General features: G+C 43.2%; 29 protein-coding genes. 23 read left to right on the forward strand and 6 right to left on the reverse strand.

Annotation, left to right across the window (positions count from 1 at the left end; translation table 11 throughout):
* The 6 genes from E0765_RS12675 to E0765_RS04670 all read right to left on the reverse strand — a co-directional run.
* A partial coding sequence (locus E0765_RS12675) for a transposase family protein (RefSeq protein WP_132812060.1) occupies positions 1 to 343 on the reverse strand: 343 nt, incomplete at its 3' end.
* A gap of 33 nt (positions 344 to 376) precedes the next feature.
* Positions 377 to 862: a class I SAM-dependent methyltransferase gene (locus E0765_RS04650; protein WP_132812061.1), complete on the reverse strand. Its 486-nt coding sequence runs from the start codon at positions 860 to 862 to the stop codon at positions 377 to 379.
* Between the two features lie 96 nt (positions 863 to 958).
* Complete coding sequence (locus E0765_RS04655; RefSeq protein ID WP_132812062.1) at positions 959 to 1,570, reverse strand: hypothetical protein; 612 nt, start codon at positions 1,568 to 1,570, stop codon at positions 959 to 961.
* A gap of 33 nt (positions 1,571 to 1,603) precedes the next feature.
* On the reverse strand, positions 1,604 to 1,981 hold the full coding sequence (locus E0765_RS04660) for a hypothetical protein (protein ID WP_132812063.1): 378 nt from the start codon (positions 1,979 to 1,981) through the stop codon (positions 1,604 to 1,606).
* 343 nt (positions 1,982 to 2,324) lie between these two features.
* Entirely contained in the window at positions 2,325 to 2,588 is a 264-nt protein-coding gene (locus tag E0765_RS04665; RefSeq protein ID WP_132812064.1) for a hypothetical protein, read from the reverse strand.
* 27 nt (positions 2,589 to 2,615) lie between these two features.
* Entirely contained in the window at positions 2,616 to 4,073 is a 1,458-nt protein-coding gene (locus E0765_RS04670) for a hypothetical protein (protein WP_132812065.1), read from the reverse strand.
* A gap of 134 nt (positions 4,074 to 4,207) precedes the next feature.
* Between E0765_RS04670 and E0765_RS04675 the strand changes: the two genes are divergently transcribed.
* From E0765_RS04675 to E0765_RS04775, 23 genes are all read left to right on the forward strand, one after another.
* Complete coding sequence (locus tag E0765_RS04675) at positions 4,208 to 4,663, forward strand: hypothetical protein (protein WP_132812066.1); 456 nt, start codon at positions 4,208 to 4,210, stop codon at positions 4,661 to 4,663.
* Between the two features lie 57 nt (positions 4,664 to 4,720).
* On the forward strand, positions 4,721 to 5,107 hold the full coding sequence (locus tag E0765_RS04680) for a helix-turn-helix domain-containing protein (protein ID WP_132812067.1): 387 nt from the start codon (positions 4,721 to 4,723) through the stop codon (positions 5,105 to 5,107).
* A 43-nt stretch (positions 5,108 to 5,150) separates the two neighbouring features.
* Positions 5,151 to 5,465: a site-2 protease family protein gene (locus E0765_RS04685; protein WP_165921667.1), complete on the forward strand. Its 315-nt coding sequence runs from the start codon at positions 5,151 to 5,153 to the stop codon at positions 5,463 to 5,465.
* 211 nt (positions 5,466 to 5,676) lie between these two features.
* Positions 5,677 to 6,486 (forward strand): glyoxalase superfamily protein, encoded by an 810-nt coding sequence (locus E0765_RS04690; RefSeq protein WP_132812069.1) that lies wholly within the window; start codon positions 5,677 to 5,679, stop codon positions 6,484 to 6,486.
* The gene (locus E0765_RS04695; protein ID WP_132812070.1) at positions 6,483 to 6,737 is read left to right on the forward strand and encodes a hypothetical protein; all 255 of its coding nucleotides are present in this window, start codon (positions 6,483 to 6,485) and stop codon (positions 6,735 to 6,737) included. Before E0765_RS04690 ends, E0765_RS04695 begins: the two co-directional genes overlap by 4 nt.
* A gap of 159 nt (positions 6,738 to 6,896) precedes the next feature.
* Complete coding sequence (locus E0765_RS04700; RefSeq protein WP_132812071.1) at positions 6,897 to 7,484, forward strand: hypothetical protein; 588 nt, start codon at positions 6,897 to 6,899, stop codon at positions 7,482 to 7,484.
* Positions 7,485 to 7,486: 2 nt separating this feature from the next.
* Positions 7,487 to 7,855, forward strand: a complete 369-nt coding sequence (locus E0765_RS04705; protein WP_132812072.1) for a hypothetical protein — start codon at positions 7,487 to 7,489, stop codon at positions 7,853 to 7,855.
* Positions 7,848 to 9,101 (forward strand): hypothetical protein, encoded by a 1,254-nt coding sequence (locus tag E0765_RS04710; protein WP_132812073.1) that lies wholly within the window; start codon positions 7,848 to 7,850, stop codon positions 9,099 to 9,101. Before E0765_RS04705 ends, E0765_RS04710 begins: the two co-directional genes overlap by 8 nt.
* A gap of 97 nt (positions 9,102 to 9,198) precedes the next feature.
* The gene (locus E0765_RS04715; protein ID WP_132812074.1) at positions 9,199 to 9,762 is read left to right on the forward strand and encodes a hypothetical protein; all 564 of its coding nucleotides are present in this window, start codon (positions 9,199 to 9,201) and stop codon (positions 9,760 to 9,762) included.
* Positions 9,759 to 10,844, forward strand: coding sequence for a tyrosine-type recombinase/integrase (locus E0765_RS04720; protein WP_132812075.1), 1,086 nt, complete (start codon positions 9,759 to 9,761; stop codon positions 10,842 to 10,844). The genes E0765_RS04715 and E0765_RS04720 overlap by 4 nt, the downstream gene beginning before the upstream one ends.
* A 102-nt stretch (positions 10,845 to 10,946) precedes the next feature.
* On the forward strand, positions 10,947 to 11,204 hold the full coding sequence (locus E0765_RS04725) for a hypothetical protein (protein WP_132812076.1): 258 nt from the start codon (positions 10,947 to 10,949) through the stop codon (positions 11,202 to 11,204).
* 19 nt (positions 11,205 to 11,223) lie between these two features.
* A complete protein-coding gene (locus E0765_RS04730) occupies positions 11,224 to 11,700 on the forward strand; it encodes a hypothetical protein (protein ID WP_132812077.1) in 477 nt (158 codons plus the stop codon).
* 17 nt (positions 11,701 to 11,717) lie between these two features.
* A complete protein-coding gene (locus E0765_RS04735) occupies positions 11,718 to 11,984 on the forward strand; it encodes a hypothetical protein (protein WP_132812078.1) in 267 nt (88 codons plus the stop codon).
* Positions 11,985 to 12,015: 31 nt separating this feature from the next.
* Positions 12,016 to 12,243, forward strand: a complete 228-nt coding sequence (locus E0765_RS04740) for a hypothetical protein (protein WP_132812079.1) — start codon at positions 12,016 to 12,018, stop codon at positions 12,241 to 12,243.
* Between the two features lie 40 nt (positions 12,244 to 12,283).
* Positions 12,284 to 12,481 (forward strand): hypothetical protein, encoded by a 198-nt coding sequence (locus E0765_RS04745; RefSeq protein ID WP_132812080.1) that lies wholly within the window; start codon positions 12,284 to 12,286, stop codon positions 12,479 to 12,481.
* A 27-nt stretch (positions 12,482 to 12,508) separates the two neighbouring features.
* On the forward strand, positions 12,509 to 12,655 hold the full coding sequence (locus tag E0765_RS12460; protein ID WP_165921668.1) for a hypothetical protein: 147 nt from the start codon (positions 12,509 to 12,511) through the stop codon (positions 12,653 to 12,655).
* 100 nt (positions 12,656 to 12,755) lie between these two features.
* Positions 12,756 to 13,121, forward strand: coding sequence for a hypothetical protein (locus tag E0765_RS04750; RefSeq protein ID WP_132812081.1), 366 nt, complete (start codon positions 12,756 to 12,758; stop codon positions 13,119 to 13,121).
* A 29-nt stretch (positions 13,122 to 13,150) separates the two neighbouring features.
* Positions 13,151 to 13,495 carry a hypothetical protein gene (locus E0765_RS04755; RefSeq protein WP_132812082.1) on the forward strand — a complete coding sequence of 115 codons (345 nt, stop codon included), beginning with the start codon at positions 13,151 to 13,153 and terminating at the stop codon, positions 13,493 to 13,495.
* A gap of 16 nt (positions 13,496 to 13,511) precedes the next feature.
* The gene (locus E0765_RS12465; protein ID WP_165921669.1) at positions 13,512 to 13,676 is read left to right on the forward strand and encodes a hypothetical protein; all 165 of its coding nucleotides are present in this window, start codon (positions 13,512 to 13,514) and stop codon (positions 13,674 to 13,676) included.
* An 87-nt stretch (positions 13,677 to 13,763) separates the two neighbouring features.
* Positions 13,764 to 13,943, forward strand: coding sequence for a hypothetical protein (locus E0765_RS04760; protein ID WP_132812083.1), 180 nt, complete (start codon positions 13,764 to 13,766; stop codon positions 13,941 to 13,943).
* 48 nt (positions 13,944 to 13,991) lie between these two features.
* The gene (locus tag E0765_RS04765) at positions 13,992 to 14,330 is read left to right on the forward strand and encodes a hypothetical protein (protein WP_132812084.1); all 339 of its coding nucleotides are present in this window, start codon (positions 13,992 to 13,994) and stop codon (positions 14,328 to 14,330) included.
* A gap of 16 nt (positions 14,331 to 14,346) precedes the next feature.
* Positions 14,347 to 14,733, forward strand: a complete 387-nt coding sequence (locus tag E0765_RS04770; RefSeq protein ID WP_132812085.1) for a hypothetical protein — start codon at positions 14,347 to 14,349, stop codon at positions 14,731 to 14,733.
* 6 nt (positions 14,734 to 14,739) lie between these two features.
* Positions 14,740 to 15,082, forward strand: a 343-nt coding sequence (locus E0765_RS04775; protein ID WP_132812086.1) for a transposase family protein, incomplete at its 3' end; no start/stop codon positions are given.

Raw genomic sequence — 15,082 nt, forward strand, 5'->3', positions numbered from 1 at the left:
CTACATGGGCATAAGGACGTAGTACCGATTGTTTTTTGACATACTCAGCAAGCCGTTCCGTCATCTTGTACTCATCCGACATTTCGGGCAGATCAGCAGGAAACAGCTTTTTGCACTCTTTGCACCGATAGCGCGGAACGTCGATATTCAGCCCCACCCGTTTACCGCGAATCGGAATATCCATGAAGTGCCGATGACGCTTGCCGTGAGCCACAATGTCCTTAGAATTGCATTGAGGGCATAAAGGCTTTTTAGAGTCTATCAGAGCGATTTGGATATGGATGTCATGATCGGTCTCCTCGATGATTAAGGAGGTGTAATGCGGGAGGTTTAAGAGGGGCATGAATGTCCGTTTTTACTATGTATTATACAGATATTAAAATTTCATGAAAACATACCAATGAGTAAAACCTTTATGACCGGATGTGTGGCCAAACAATGGTTTAGCATTAGTTAGGCATAAAACTTCTTTGGACTTTATCTGAGTTTCGTTCCATTTAAAGACCAAAGTCCCTCCTGGTTTTAGAACTCTAAAACATTCTGAAAATCCTTTTGAAATATCCGATTTCCAATCATCAGATAAACGGCCGTATTTTGAAGCAAGCCAACTTCTTGCGCCAGCACGCTCAAGATGTGGAGGATCAAAAACAACTAAATTAAATGAATCGGAATCAAACGGGATGTTTCTAAAGTCCATTTCAATATCTGGGTTAATTATTATTGATCTTGTTCCATTTTCTTTTCCATTTGAGCGGTCAGTTACCGTAATAGTTTCTTTTCTTATATCACCAAAGATAGTGTTTGGATTTGATTTATCAAACCACATCATTCTAGAACCACAGCATACATCAAGAACTTCCATTTGAAAACTCCTTATTTTATATACAAGATTATACTATTTTTACGCAAAAATATCAACCATATAATAAAGATAGTACATATTAAACTTAATCAACATCTACCACTTATTTAGGAGACCCGAATTTTCTTGCTCTTTTTCAACGGTCATACTGGTGTCACTTGTCTTGGTAGAGGCAAACGCAGCATACCCAGCCATAATCACCACTGAGCACATTGCGACAGCAGAGGCAATGGTGAGACATGCAATCATAATGGCTTCAATCGGCAATCCCCAAAACGGCATAAATTTGTCGAGGATTGTGGGGGCTTGATTTGCCACTCCATACGCATTGTTCATCGCATCTTTGATCTGATCAATGATATTCAGCTTGATAACCGCATCAAACGCAGCCCAAAGCGCCGTCAGCCACAATGCAGACATTGGAATGGCAAGCAAAGCTTGACCTATTACGCTCTTGATCCACCGCTTATAGGCAAAGGCGGCCAAAGCAACAATAGCGACACAAAGAGCATCAAATAGCACTGTCGTCATCGAGCTGTAATGCCGATACATCGCCCAGCTCCTCACGGCAAAGTGCATAAACTCATAGTAAGCCCACATCGCCAGCATGAACCCCGGCGGGACAACCATGAAAGCGAACAGCCATGTATCCCAAAATGGCTTCGCCTGCTGTTTCTCTACTGGGTGTAACATTACTTCCTGTTCCAATTTGGCTCCTTGTGCGTCGATCATTAATGGTGGCTACTTTTCGATAATTGTGATCCTGCGATCAGAAGCAACAAGCAGAGCATCTCCTTTGCGCTCGGCGCGCATACCTTCCGAACCATCTTCTCCGACAACCATCCCATTGACAATAGCCGATTTTCCATCGGTGCATTTTTTATCTATCGTCTTAAATAACACGCGAGGACAATATTGCTCTTTATCCACGATCCCTTTTGCTTTTAGTGTATAAAGGCATCCATCATCCGCCTTTACTGCGACAACAGCACTATCATACTGTCCTAGTTTGACCATCACACTATTGATCGTTTTACCAACTGCGATGCCTTCGTGGTGTTTTGTCTGCGCCATTGCGGCGGTAGCGATCAATAACGATGCTATTAAAATCTTATTCATAATTTCCCTTTGTTGGACGTTTTTGCATTAATTATGTACCTTAGACATTGTAAAGCATACAGCTTCGCGATGCCATAGAATAGCGATCTGTTTCGCTGATCCATCCGCTATCTGCTTATCAAAATCCCTCATTGAGGGGTTCCTGAATAGCTTACTTTTTTAGCCGTTTTTAATGACTACCTGTAAAGTATTCAGCAATCCCTTGTTTCTTTGGTTTATGCACTATGAATCGGGTGGATTCCAACGGTTATGTTCCAATAAAAAGCATTCGAATTTACCCATAATGATTCCAATACAAAATACCCAATCTTTTTTGGATGTTGCTTTATTTTTAAAAGACGAATCATTTATTGCTCCTCGTAATTTGCACCCATGTGTTCGTTTTGCAAATCAACTCCATACTGTGATCCGGCGTAACCGCGATAAAATCTGTATTGCTATTGCACGCCTGCCCCGGAAGGGCGACAGGAATAACTCCTACAACGATTGGGGCAGATTCCCTTTGCACGCCGGTTACGGAAACCGACGGGTTTTTAAGCGACGAATTCAAAGAATCAGCATTCAGCGTGCATACTGCGAAGAGAAAAAGATGGAAGATTTTTTTCATGGGGTTCCTTTTTTTCGGCTTGAGATCTTAGTTACACGTTCTCTCAACCCGCTTGTCGATCAGCTTCCCGTCTCTCATGATGTTGATTTCGAGGTTGCAGTGGTTTTGGTCGAGGGTGCGGCACGATACGATGGTTCCCTGATATTCCGTTCCAAATGCTCCGTACGCCTTACATTGGGTTTTGACCTGAGCGATGATCGGGTCAAGTTCTTTAGAGCGTGGCACGCCCGGAAGCCCTGTTTCGCCAAGAGCGATCACTTGACCGTTGCACACTTTGTAGTTATATGTGTCCTTGCGGGCTTTATTGACCGGCATATTGGCGACCGTTTTTTGAAGGGAAACCATGTCACATCCCTGAGCGTCCGTCCCGTTGTAGTAGCCCGAGATTACGTTAGCCCCTACCAGTTTGCCAAAAGGAACCTTGCTCGATGCAATCTGGCGGATGATTTGTTCTTCTTCTGTGCCAGAATTGCCCGGCTGTGGTGCAGAGCCACCAGTGCCATTTTTACCAGAAATTTGGATCGCATCTCTGCCTTTGCTGATTTTTGAATACCCAAAAACGATCGTATCACCATTATTCCAAACGTATGGATTCTCAAGAAGAACTGAAAATTCCGCCTTCCCGCCATTACAGGAATAGTTGCCAGAAAAGGGTGAGGTTACTTTATTTGCACTATCTTCAAAAACAGACCAGCCGTTTTTATTAAAAACCCCTTTCAAAAATTCCCGAAATGGAACGGCATCCTTAGTAAAACTTCCCCCGTTAGCTTCACAGAAAAGATTCATTTCTCCAATATCACCCAGGCTGCTGAATCCAGTGACGATTTTTTTCTGATTGATTTTATCGTTAATCCGATAGCTGTCTTCCATCTTATGTGTCGCTTGGAAGGTATTGAAATAGCTCTCATACGAAGGGAATGAAATCATCATACGTTTTTTATATTCGTTCGACGTTTCGTTGCCAGCCGCTCTTCCGTTGAACCAAATAAAATCGCTCAATGCTTCTGGCTTATGCTCCACAATAAGCGATTGGCCTTTGATTTTCCCCGACATCAAAATATTCCCATTTGGAAGTTTGCATTCCAAAGAGCTGAAGTTTTTCAGATTCGCAGTAAAGGCTTTTTCTTCTGAAGTTAGAAACAGTCCCCCAACTCGTGAGTCTGAAAGAAGTTTACCAGTTCGCTCGTCTTTAGTCATTGAAGCGTAAGACGAAATCAATTCCGCATCATGGGATGGTAATTGTTCTTCACCGAGGTCGTGTTTCATTTTCCCATAAAGGGTTCCACCCGCAAGGACACAATACTTGTCCATTGTGCCATTAATTACCCCGTCATGCTTTAGTGCGGTGGTCCGCTCATCAAGAGAAGTGTAGTCCATCGAACCGCCATTTTTTTTAAAATAATCGGTCAGATAATCCCGAAACCCGTATTCTCCAGCAAGCAAAGACGCGGACAGGGCCGCAGACAACAGAAGCGTTTTTTTCATGGTGAAACTCCTTTTTGGATGATAAATTCTACCAAACATTTTAGCGGAAAGAATATATATGTGTCAATAGATAGATTGACAAAAGTATATTAAATTGATAGAATTTTGCACCATAACTTTTTAGAGGAGTTTGCATGGAAAATTTACCGCCCGGAAAAATGTTGGATCAGCATGATGTTGTCGATTTCATATTAACCCGCTTTGAAAAAGGGGCGAAGTGCTTCGACGGAGACTGGTGGGGAGGTTCGCATATCCCAGTGTCGGGGTCAGAGCACGGTTTCGATGTTCAAGTGTTTTTTGAGGGTGCAGGCGACGGCACATATAATGCTGTTGCCTACGCATACAAAAATAAAGAGTGTGACGTTGACATTGACAATATCTTGGTCAATAAATTTCCCCTCACTTTTTGGATCGAAGTTTTTCGCGAAGATGATTCCGCGTGGGGATTCAAAGTAAAAATTCAAGAGGGCAGCATTTTATCATCCGGCGACGGGATACAAAGCGAGTTGGCAGCTCACCAGGAAGCCGTGAAGATGTTTCGAGAGAGTGGATGGGCGCAGTGCCCTCTTCTTTCTGGCACGATTTCTTGATTTGGCCTGCTATGTTAGAATGGCGTCAAGAAAACACACCGACAATAGGGGGCTAGGATGACCAAATCGGAACTGGCAGAGTTGTTGGGCATATCAAGGCAGGCTGTCGGGCAGCAGATTGCAGGAACGAGCAAGAAAAAAGAGTACATCCGAAAGATGATGAAGATATTATTGGGCCTGAAAAAAGACGAGGCCGAAAAAATACTTTCAAGCATCCCGCCTTCGGAATGTGCTGTCATGTTGACCGAAAAAGAGGTGTCTGAGCTTACCAAATATTCGATCAATACGCTAAGACAATACCGCTGCTCCGGCAAAGGACCGTCTTTTAACGTCGGGGAAGGTAAAAAAGGCCGAATTACCTATCTGCAAGAAGATGTTGAAAAGTGGCTCTCTGAGCAAAAACGTCGGCCAAAAAACTCAAAAATCAAAGATATGGATGGTTAGTATGTCCGATCAGATATTAATTGTCGCAGGTATAGTCTCGTTCATGTATGCAATCGTGTTTCTCGAAGTGTTTTTGCACGAGCTGGGACATTTCTTTGCGGCTAGGGCGTTTCGTGTGTCGGTCAAGGAAATTGTCTTTATTTCGGTGCAGCCAAAGGTCATTTATCAAGACCCCGGTGAGCCGATCAAAGATGGCCTTACTTATTTTCATGAAGCGCCTCGTGCCCACCAAAACGCCATCCTTATTGCCGGTCCCCTGTCGGGGTTGCTTGCGGCACCATTTGCGTATTTAATTATGCACACATACCCTGATAATGCCCTATCTTCAAAATCCCTCCGCTCCCCCTCATTGTCATAGACATATATCTACATTTATTTCAGCGATTATGCTATAATCCACTATGGCACAGAAAAGCCTGCCGCTTCCGCCGCAAGGTATGGTGAATTTTCTGATTGATAGTTGGTTGCTTTGAGCGTTATTCGCGAAAACAAACAATTCAAGGGAGGCATTATTGTATTTCTCCGTTTACGGGTGTTTTCGCTTCTGAATAACTTTAAAGGAGCCAATTGTGGCAAAAAAAGACAATACCCACCCCGTCCTCCAGATGATCAAAAGCGAGGCAAAAGAACTTCAGGCATCAGCAAAAGTCGAAGGCAACCGCCTTGTTTACGGACATGCTCTCGATCAAGCTTCAAGACAACATGGATACAAAGATTGGAATAGCGCCTGTGGGCTTGCTGGTGATAATCAAAATCGCATGAAATATGTCATGGGCGAGGAAGGAAGTGTTCCACTAGGGGATCACGAGGTTGAAATGTATGAAATGTCCGGGGCTTTATCAAAAGCCATCAGTGGCACGCGAAAGGGTGGAGGGCTGATGGTTGGCACACAAACAGCAGAGGACTTTACCCATTCAAAGCATAAGACGTATTACAACCCTTTTAATCAGTTTATGCACGAATATCCTGACATCCAGGGCGATCCAAACTATGAAGCGATCCCCGCAGAGCGTTGCGAGTCTTTTGAGGATATGTGCTCGTTCGTCAGAGAAAAAAATGGGAGTCTTTTTTATCCTTCAAATTCTGTCGCTGATCTTCGGAATTTATCGAAAGAGCAAAGGGAGGCTATCGAGGCAAATGTTGATACGCGAATCCTCCTGGGGCGAAATGGTCAAATTGCATCGTATGATTTTTCAACTAATCACGGTGTCCCATTTGTGATTGGCCCGTCCGGCGTAGGGCAGTCGTTTTATATCAAGGACCTGATCCACAAAGCACAGGAAGAGAACCCATCTCTTAGCAAAGAGGAAGCTTTGGAGTTTGTCTATAAGAAATACCACATCCAAACTGTCACATTGGATACCAACGAGGATGAGTGAAGGAAAATAAAACACCCCGCGTCAAATTCTCCATTAAGGGAAAAGTCACGCAGATAGACAAATACTATCTCGATGCCCTTGCTCTTGCCCACTTCGGGCAGAAGTATGAAGACAAAGCAATAAAAAAACAGGTCAACAAAATCGTCAGGGATCTCATGAAAGATGAGATTGTGAGTGTTCAGGCGATTCAACAGAAAATCCTCGCGTCATTCCTTCCGCAAAGCATTCAAAATCAGCTTAATCAAACGTAGATATAGGTCTATCATTAATGGGGTGGGTGATTCGCGCAATAAGGGGCAAGTTGGTATCTGTCGATTCATAAGGTGAAAACACACGACATTAAAGCATTAATTCCTTGACATTTTAATGATACTTTGTAATAATTACTTATCTTTATTGCTGGAGCAGTCATGTCAAAATACGAAGCAATCCTCATTGATCCGTTTGCCAAATCGATCTCCAAAGTCGAGATCGAACGCGGAGAAAACGAACTCAAGCAAATCTACAAACTTCTGGGATGCCGAACGATCGATGCGATCCCGTCAGGTATCGGGGAGAAGGGCGACCGTCTGATCGTCGATGACGAAGGCTTGTTTGTCGATGGACAGAAATTCTTCTACATCAACGGCATGAAGCTGGCAGGCAAAGCGCTCTATGTCGGCAATTTCGGCTCCAAGTTCGGCACGCCGGAAATCGGCGTCGCACAGCTGTCATCACTTGTCGGCTTTAATGGCGATCCGTTCCGCGCATGGATTGAAACATTCCTTGATGAAAAAGGGATTGATATGGGGCACAGCTTCACCTACGATTCGGATGTGGGGTTTGCCTTGATCTCGGTCGGCGCCATCGTGGATCAGATGTGTGTTTCGAATGCCAATATCAAAGCAGCCATCCAAAGCAAGATCGTCGAAATCGATTTCAAAAACGGCGATGTCCTGCATTACTTCCGTTTTCTTGGTCAATTCATGGCCAATCAGCAATTGGCAAAGGGGGCATAAAGATGCAGGTTTTTGAATTCAAATATGCCCCATACGGCAACGAGATCGAAACTTCCCGTGTTCTTGCACACTCAATGGATGAGGCGGAGCGTTACCTCCGCATCCTGATCGAGAATGAAAGCCGAATCAGGAATCTTGTCATCCTGCACTCGTACCCCATCGCAACCCCCACGAACTTCAGCGTCCGAGGCAAAGACGATGCCGGGCGCCCGATAAGCCTCAACTGGAAAGACAAGGCTTCTGGCGGCGGCGGAGTTGTTCTGCTTTGGACTGATCTGCCGGTGCAAATCAAAAAGAAGCTCCAAAAGGCCGAAGAAAATCTCCCTGAACTTCTCGCGACACTGAAAGACATCCGTAGCCACAATGACTGATCAAGTCCACCGCAGAGCCATCCCGCCACATTTGCTTCGTCTTCTGAACGATGGCTACGTCGTATGGTTTTACGACAACTTCCGCACCAGGCGGGAAATGGCGAAAGAGGGTGAGCAGTTCTGGATTGAAGACGGCGAGCTCTGCCATAAAACGGTCCGGATGTTTAAATCCAAAGAGGTGTCGCGGGGCGAAAAAGCTCTTCGCCGATTTGAGAGGGAACTGGAAGCCTACCTGAACAAAGCAGATGTCGAATTTTCGATCGGCGACTTCTCATTCCGATATATCAATGTCGAACGATACGGAAAGACTCTCAAAGAAGAGCTGCGCCAAAGACTCCAGATCCCCTTCCTTCCTGATACCCACTCCTATTACGACTTGATCGATGACATCGCCCCCCTGACGCTCATCTCTTTCCACAAGCGCAAGATCCCGAAGGCCGAAGCGTTCGATGCCAAAAAAGCGAAGGTTTCCGTGTTCGGATGGCTCTTGAAGAAATACCCGCAAGCCGTAATCATCCCCGAATTCGGAATCGGCGGCGGGAGCTATGCTAAGACGTCGATTGTGGATATGGCCGTATTTGACACAAAAAGGATGATATTCGTTGAGATCAAGGCGGAGAACGATACTTATGCCCGCGTAGCAAAACAGCTCGAAATAAGTGCTTTAAATGCTGATGAGGTGTGGCTGGCAATTTATGAGGCAAAATCAATTCCGAAAGAGATCCACGAAAACGTCGGCATTCTATCTCTTCTGGGTAACGGGAAAACGAAAGTAATCCGAAAGGCGAAGCCATTTAAGCACGACGGCGCTTGGGTCGGCCACATCTGGACGAATGAGTGGCAGGATGCTTTCAGCGGCATCAAGGGCCACAGTAAATGGGTGAAGAATCAGCGCGAGGGGCTTGAAGGTTTGGTGAGCATGGGGCTAAAGATACTTGGCAAAAAGGCCAGACAGTTTACGATCGATATGTGGCGTGCCAGGTATCAAAACGAATTCGTGTGGAGGCGTGACCATTTTCTTGACGGCGACACTGAAAAGGCGCATGTCAAGCGGGGCGGCCAGAGAAATGAATATGACTATTGGAAACACTGTAAAGATCGGTATGGGACAAGCTCGGTTTTATGCTGTCGCCCTGTATTGTCAGACCATGCGCCGACGGGCTTTCAATTTCCAAACATAGAGCCCCGTCCGACGGTAAAAACATTTCTTCAAATCGCAAAAGAGAGAAAAGCGAATGGCCTATAGAATATATTAAAACATTAATTCCTTGACAAGTGAGCCGCCCAAAGTGTATCATTTGACATTATAACGATACAGTACAGCGGCAATAATAAGGGATAGAATGAGCGATACCACAAAAGAAACACTATACAGCTTTTCTGTGATCTACGGCGAGGGGGAGTCAAACCTCGGGCTTTTTTACCAGGAAAGCCACACCAAATCGAGTCTTGCCGAGGAAGATACCAGCATTGAAGACATTCTGACAAAGATGCTCGAAGAGATGAAACCTTTGAAAGTGCAGGTCATCGATGGCAGGCTGATGGTAGTCAGAGAATCGCATCGATTCACATTCACGGAGGATTTGGAGGGAGATTGTCGATATGCGATGGCAATCCTTCCGGGGGAGGATGAAGAGCAAATCAATGTTTCTCCCAACATCACAGAAGAAGCCGGACATGGAATGAGGCCGTTTTGGTACGACGGAAGCGGTATGCGGAAAGTTTCCGATTTCGACAATTTTGTTGAGGTCTTCGGGACCGATGATGAATTCTTTCAAGAGGTAAAAGCGATAGCTGCATCCGAGGATCTTGTCTTTTTCCCGCAATATCTTTGTCTTGACGAGCAGGAGGTGGACCCGACTACGCTCATCCCCCATGTGTCAGAGGTTAAGGTGGTGACAAAATGACAAGCCAAAAGCTTGAACCGTTCGGAAACGTAAAAGCCGACCTCTTTTATTGGCTCAAAGAGTACCTTGGCAGCAAGATGTCCTCTCTTGAGATTGATGATGGATTTGCGATTACCTTTAACAGAGCAGCAAATAAAGAGCGAATCGTAGCCTGTAAAGATGTAGCTGAATTGGATGAGGTAACGAGAGAGATCCGCCGCGAAGGGATGAAAAATCTCGGCATCTATTCAGTTGCAACCCTCGCATTTTACCGCTACGTCTTGACCAAAAAGAAAATCGAATCGATCAAAGAAATCGATACGTCTTTTCGGGATGAATACATTACCAAAAATCCCAACGGTCTCAAGCCCGGAACACTTAAAAGTTATCTCTTCCAGATCAATAGCCTTTTCAAATATGTTGAAGAGAACAGCGAGGATGAACATCGGTTTCATCTTGGCCGAACAAGGGGAGGGCGGAAGACCGTTTCTCCTATTCAGGAAGACGACAGAGAGATGGAGTATCTTGAGCCTGATGAGCTAAAGCGGTTCCTTGAGGCATTGGAGACGTATAAATATCAGCACGACAATCCGGCGCAAGTCCGGTTGATGATGAAGATTGCCTGCTATGCTGGCTTGCGCGTAGATGAGCTGCTTTCTTTGAAGGCATCGAACCTCTCTTTCGTCAGCGACCCAAGCCCACTGCTTGAGAGCGTTAAATACATGCGTATCGATCTTATCGGCAAAGGGAAAAAGCCAAGAACGGCCTACATCAAAGCTTCATTGATTCAGAAGGACTACGACGAGCACATGAAGCATCGGAAGTGTGGCATGGACTTTTTGTTTTGCAATCAAAACGGGGCAAAGTATAATAGTGGCGCACCGTATGATCAGCTCACGCGGATACTGAGATCGATCGGTATTGACAAAACGGGTATGCACATCCTCCGGCGCTCGTATGCAACATACCTTATGGCGCAAAATGTGGACTTCGCCATCATTTCAGAACTCCTCGGTCACAACGATGAAGAGGTCACAGAGCTGTATGTGAGGTTCACCAAAGACGGACTTCGCAAGATAGTTAAATATTGGGGTGATATTTAACGTAATTAATACTTTAATTCCTTGACATTGGCATCCATAAAAGGCTATAATTTAACACAAGGAATTAAAGTAGATAACCCATTAATTTTTAGGGAGTTGGAGATGGAAATGAAGTTTATTCACAAGTATAAAAGTTCACATATGAGCAAAAGAAAGGCTCTAAAAAAGAACATCAATAACTACAAGTGGGTTAAATTAAGCTCCAATTCCACTGGAATTTTAGTAGGAATAGTGACCTCTATGACAAAAGAGGAAAGGGAAAGATTTGGGATTCCTTTGGAAATTGATACTTCTATCGATACTGCAAAGTTTTACCTTAACGGCAAGATAAAAAATCGGCACGCTAGTATGCCGTGTTAATTTTTAGGAGGGAAGACAGATGGAACAAAGTTATATGGAAAAACCCCTTTGGTCTCAATATGAATGGGAAATAGAACCTACAAGAGCACACACACATGTTGGCAAGCCAAAAAATGATAAAAAAAACCATGTTTTTCTTGGTGGAAAAAGCCTTTGTGGTACACATTCTGATATCGATGTAAGCCTTTTGTTGGATACAGCAGAATATTCATTTGATAATGCGTGTGAAGAGTGCATGAAAATCTTTTGCAGGATGGTAGGGAGCGGCGAGGCAAAAGTCAAAGAAGAAAAAAGAATATTATCAACAAAGTGCCCAGTCTGCAATACCAATATAGAAATAAACAAGGAACAAATTAAAGATATCGCCGAAGCAATCTTTTGCCGTTGTATAAAATGTAGCCATGAGTTTAAGACATCTCTACCAGAATGGGTTAAGAGTGTTGAAGACATTAAAGATTACGCACCATGTCTTAAATATCTGGAAATACAACATTAATTTTGAAGGGGTTGAAAATGAAATACTGGAATAACACTGAGGCTATGTCGTGGTTGCGCGCTTTCGCTTTCGCTTTTACAAGCGTAATGCTTGCGATGGGTTACGTCGGATACCGGATGGATACCGCACTCAAGTCTGTAGGTATGACAGCCGAAGAGTTTTACGGTCCAAGCTCTATTGGTGAAGAGCTATTTGCTTATTTGATGGTTGCGGTTTGGATCGTGTCAGTCGTTTTGTATTTGTATGGAAAGTTCATGCAGAAACGACACAAAACGGTATCTTAGATGCCGCGTTAATTTTACCAAAGGAACCAAAATGGCTCAACACACCAAAAGACTTGTCCCAAAGCGTCCCCTCGGTCATGTTATCCTCGCTCTCGAAGACTATTTCGGTTCGCGCGGCGGTCATGGTATTGCCGGTGAAGTAGCGGCAATTTTCGAGCCGCATATTGAAGATCGGGAAGTGAAAGAGTATTGTGAACATGAATTTGGCGTTTCGGTTCTGTCGATGGCTCAGATTCTTCACAAACAAAGTGCTAAATAAGCACACCATTAATTTCTCGACTTTGAAAGGAAAAAGCATTATGCGAATGACAAAAGAGCAATATGCAATAAGGCTTACACAAATTGCGTCCCAAAAAGAGATTGAGCCAATTGAAAATTTGATTGCAATGACAAAGCTCCAACAGGAATACATTGAATCGCTAGAAGAACACAACGCTGTTCAAAAAGATATTATTGAGCAATATCAGCGTAAAGATAAATATTCATGTGATAATTGATCGTACATAAATTTGAAGGAGCGAAAGATGCCTGGACATTTTGACAATCTGACAAAAGAAGAAGCGAAAAAGCAAAACTACAACCGAGGAGAAAACGATGAGCCCTTGAATTGTTTTAATAGCGGGGGTTCTTTGCCTCCATTGAGCTTTCCTTGGAAAGTTGAATGGAGGTGAACGATTCGGCGGTCGCCGGTAAAAAGTTCACCCCACGCAATCGTATGATCCCTGCCATGCGTTTGCGTTTCCGCCGCCTTTTCGGCCTGCGGGTTTATGAATGGGAACTCCGGTCCGCTGCTCGGTTATCGGTTGGCGGATCGGTAAAATAGCTTCAAGAGTGTTCTCAGATAAGGGCGGTTTTGAGGTTATAGCTCAATTATACAACATGCAAGGAGACGCAATGCAACTTTCAGATTTGAATTCCGATCAGCAAAAAGCGATCACAGAATTGGCAAATAAAATCTATGGGGCGAACGGCGCAACAGAAATGATTTCTGAGGTAGCGGAAGCTAACGATCTTGATGATGGTGACATTCATTCAATCTTAGAAGATGAGTTTGGAATGGTTCAATGTATGAACTGCATGGTGTTTTATAACGAGGTTATGAACGACGACGGCGAATGCTCAAATTGTGCCGAATAAGCACAGCATTAATTTTTAAGGAGTAAATCATGGATAAAAACTTTCTTATCGGCGGTATGACATTTTTCATCGTACTAGGCTTGTTTGTTGGGACTATCGGGAATAATCAAGAGATTGCAACCATGCTTAAATCTGCACCGTTGATCGGTTCAACCGGATATGCCCCTCAAATTGTCGCGGGTGTTATTGCTATGATTGGGATCATCGCTCTCCCTCTTTTGAGCATGAATGACAATGGGGACAAAATTGAAGCGGTCGGCGAAGGCGTTTCGATCTTTTCAGGCATTTTCTTTAAAGCTGTTTTGGTCGTCTTGGCTATCGTCTTGATTGGTTATTTGTTCGGCGCCGGATTTGATGCCGGAACACGTCATTAATGCAGAGGAACCAAATATGAAAGAGATTTTTATTAATATCGCTCTTTTTGTTGGTGCTTTTGTATTGGGTGTGATTACTGACCACTACATCAACACTTTGTTATTTGATAGCGGTTCTCTTCTTGAACAAAATAAGACTGCATTAAAAACATTGGGTCTCCTAAATAAGTGGTTGATTTGATTTAAGTTAATTATATTCTATCTTTATTAAGTGGTTGACATATAGAAATAAAAAGAGTATAATTATTTTATTTGAAAGGGAGTCAATATGACAAAGACAGAAGTTGTTGAACGGTTTTCAAAAGTTGTAAATAATAAAACTGATATATATCAGCAGTATAATAATTTCATTATAGATCTTAGATCAAAAGGGATTATCGGTAAAAATGAGATCTTTACTGCTCAAAATCTTAAAACAAGACTTGTAAAACTAGGCGTAAAGTTATGAAATATAAAACGACATTAATGTATTGATTGGAGAAAGCAAATGGATCGCATGAGAAACTTCATTGAAGCGTTTGAGTTAGCAGGTTCTAGTAATAGTGAAATTTGTTCGTGCGGAAAGATTTACTATGATGTTTCCGACCTAAATGATTTTGAAGATGGTGAGCTTGAATCCTACGAAAGCAACCCAAAAGCTGTTGCTTGTGATCATAGTATCGGGTTGCTCGTTTTTGAAGGCAAAGAATATGTTCAAAACTGTGAATGCTGGAAATTCAGAGCCAATCAGATTATGGATTTTATTGACTCCCACAATAGTGGAATAGCGGCATATATTAATACTGAGCGAAAACGTAAGATTGCTGAAGCAGCAGCAATGCCTTTGGTATCATAAAATGAGATATAAACCGATGCTCATCCCTTATTTTAGTGGGGTAATTGATGATATAAATAAAAAAACCTGTGTTATATTTGACGTGTATAAAGATGCTTGCATATTGGAAAGCATATATCGTCCAAATGCAATGATGTGCATTAGCGAAAATACCAAATTTGATTACAATATGCAGCACATTAATCAATTATACAAAACGGATACTTTGATATCCACTATTAACGATTTAAAATGTTTATATAATATTATTCTACATACAGATGATGAAGAGCTTTTGGATGATCTCTTATTAAACCACCATTTATTTGGATTCAGAAAAGACAATGTTGCTATCTCTACTGGACTAATAAAGAATTGGAATCTAAAAGAACTTGCAGAGTTTGCAAAAGAAAAATTAGATTAGGTATACATGCCCCTCTTAAATCTCCCCCATTACACCTCCTCTATCATCGAGGAGACCGATCATGATATCCATATCCAAATCGCTCTAATCGACTCCAAAAAGCCTTTGTGTCCTCAATGCAATTCAAAGGACATCGTAGCTCATGGAAAACGTCATAGGCACTTCATGGATATTCCAATCAGGGGAAAGCGGGTTGGTTTGAATATCGACGTTCCACGCTATCGATGCAAAGCATGCAAGAAGCTGTTCCCCGCTGATCTGCCCGAAATGTCGGATGAGTACAAGATGACGGAACGGCTTGCTGAGTATGTCAAAAAACAATCGGTACTACGTCCTTATGCCCATGTAG

This window comes from Sulfuricurvum sp. IAE1, from assembly GCF_004347735.1.
In the GTDB taxonomy this organism is placed as follows: Bacteria; Campylobacterota; Campylobacteria; order Campylobacterales; family Sulfurimonadaceae; genus Sulfuricurvum.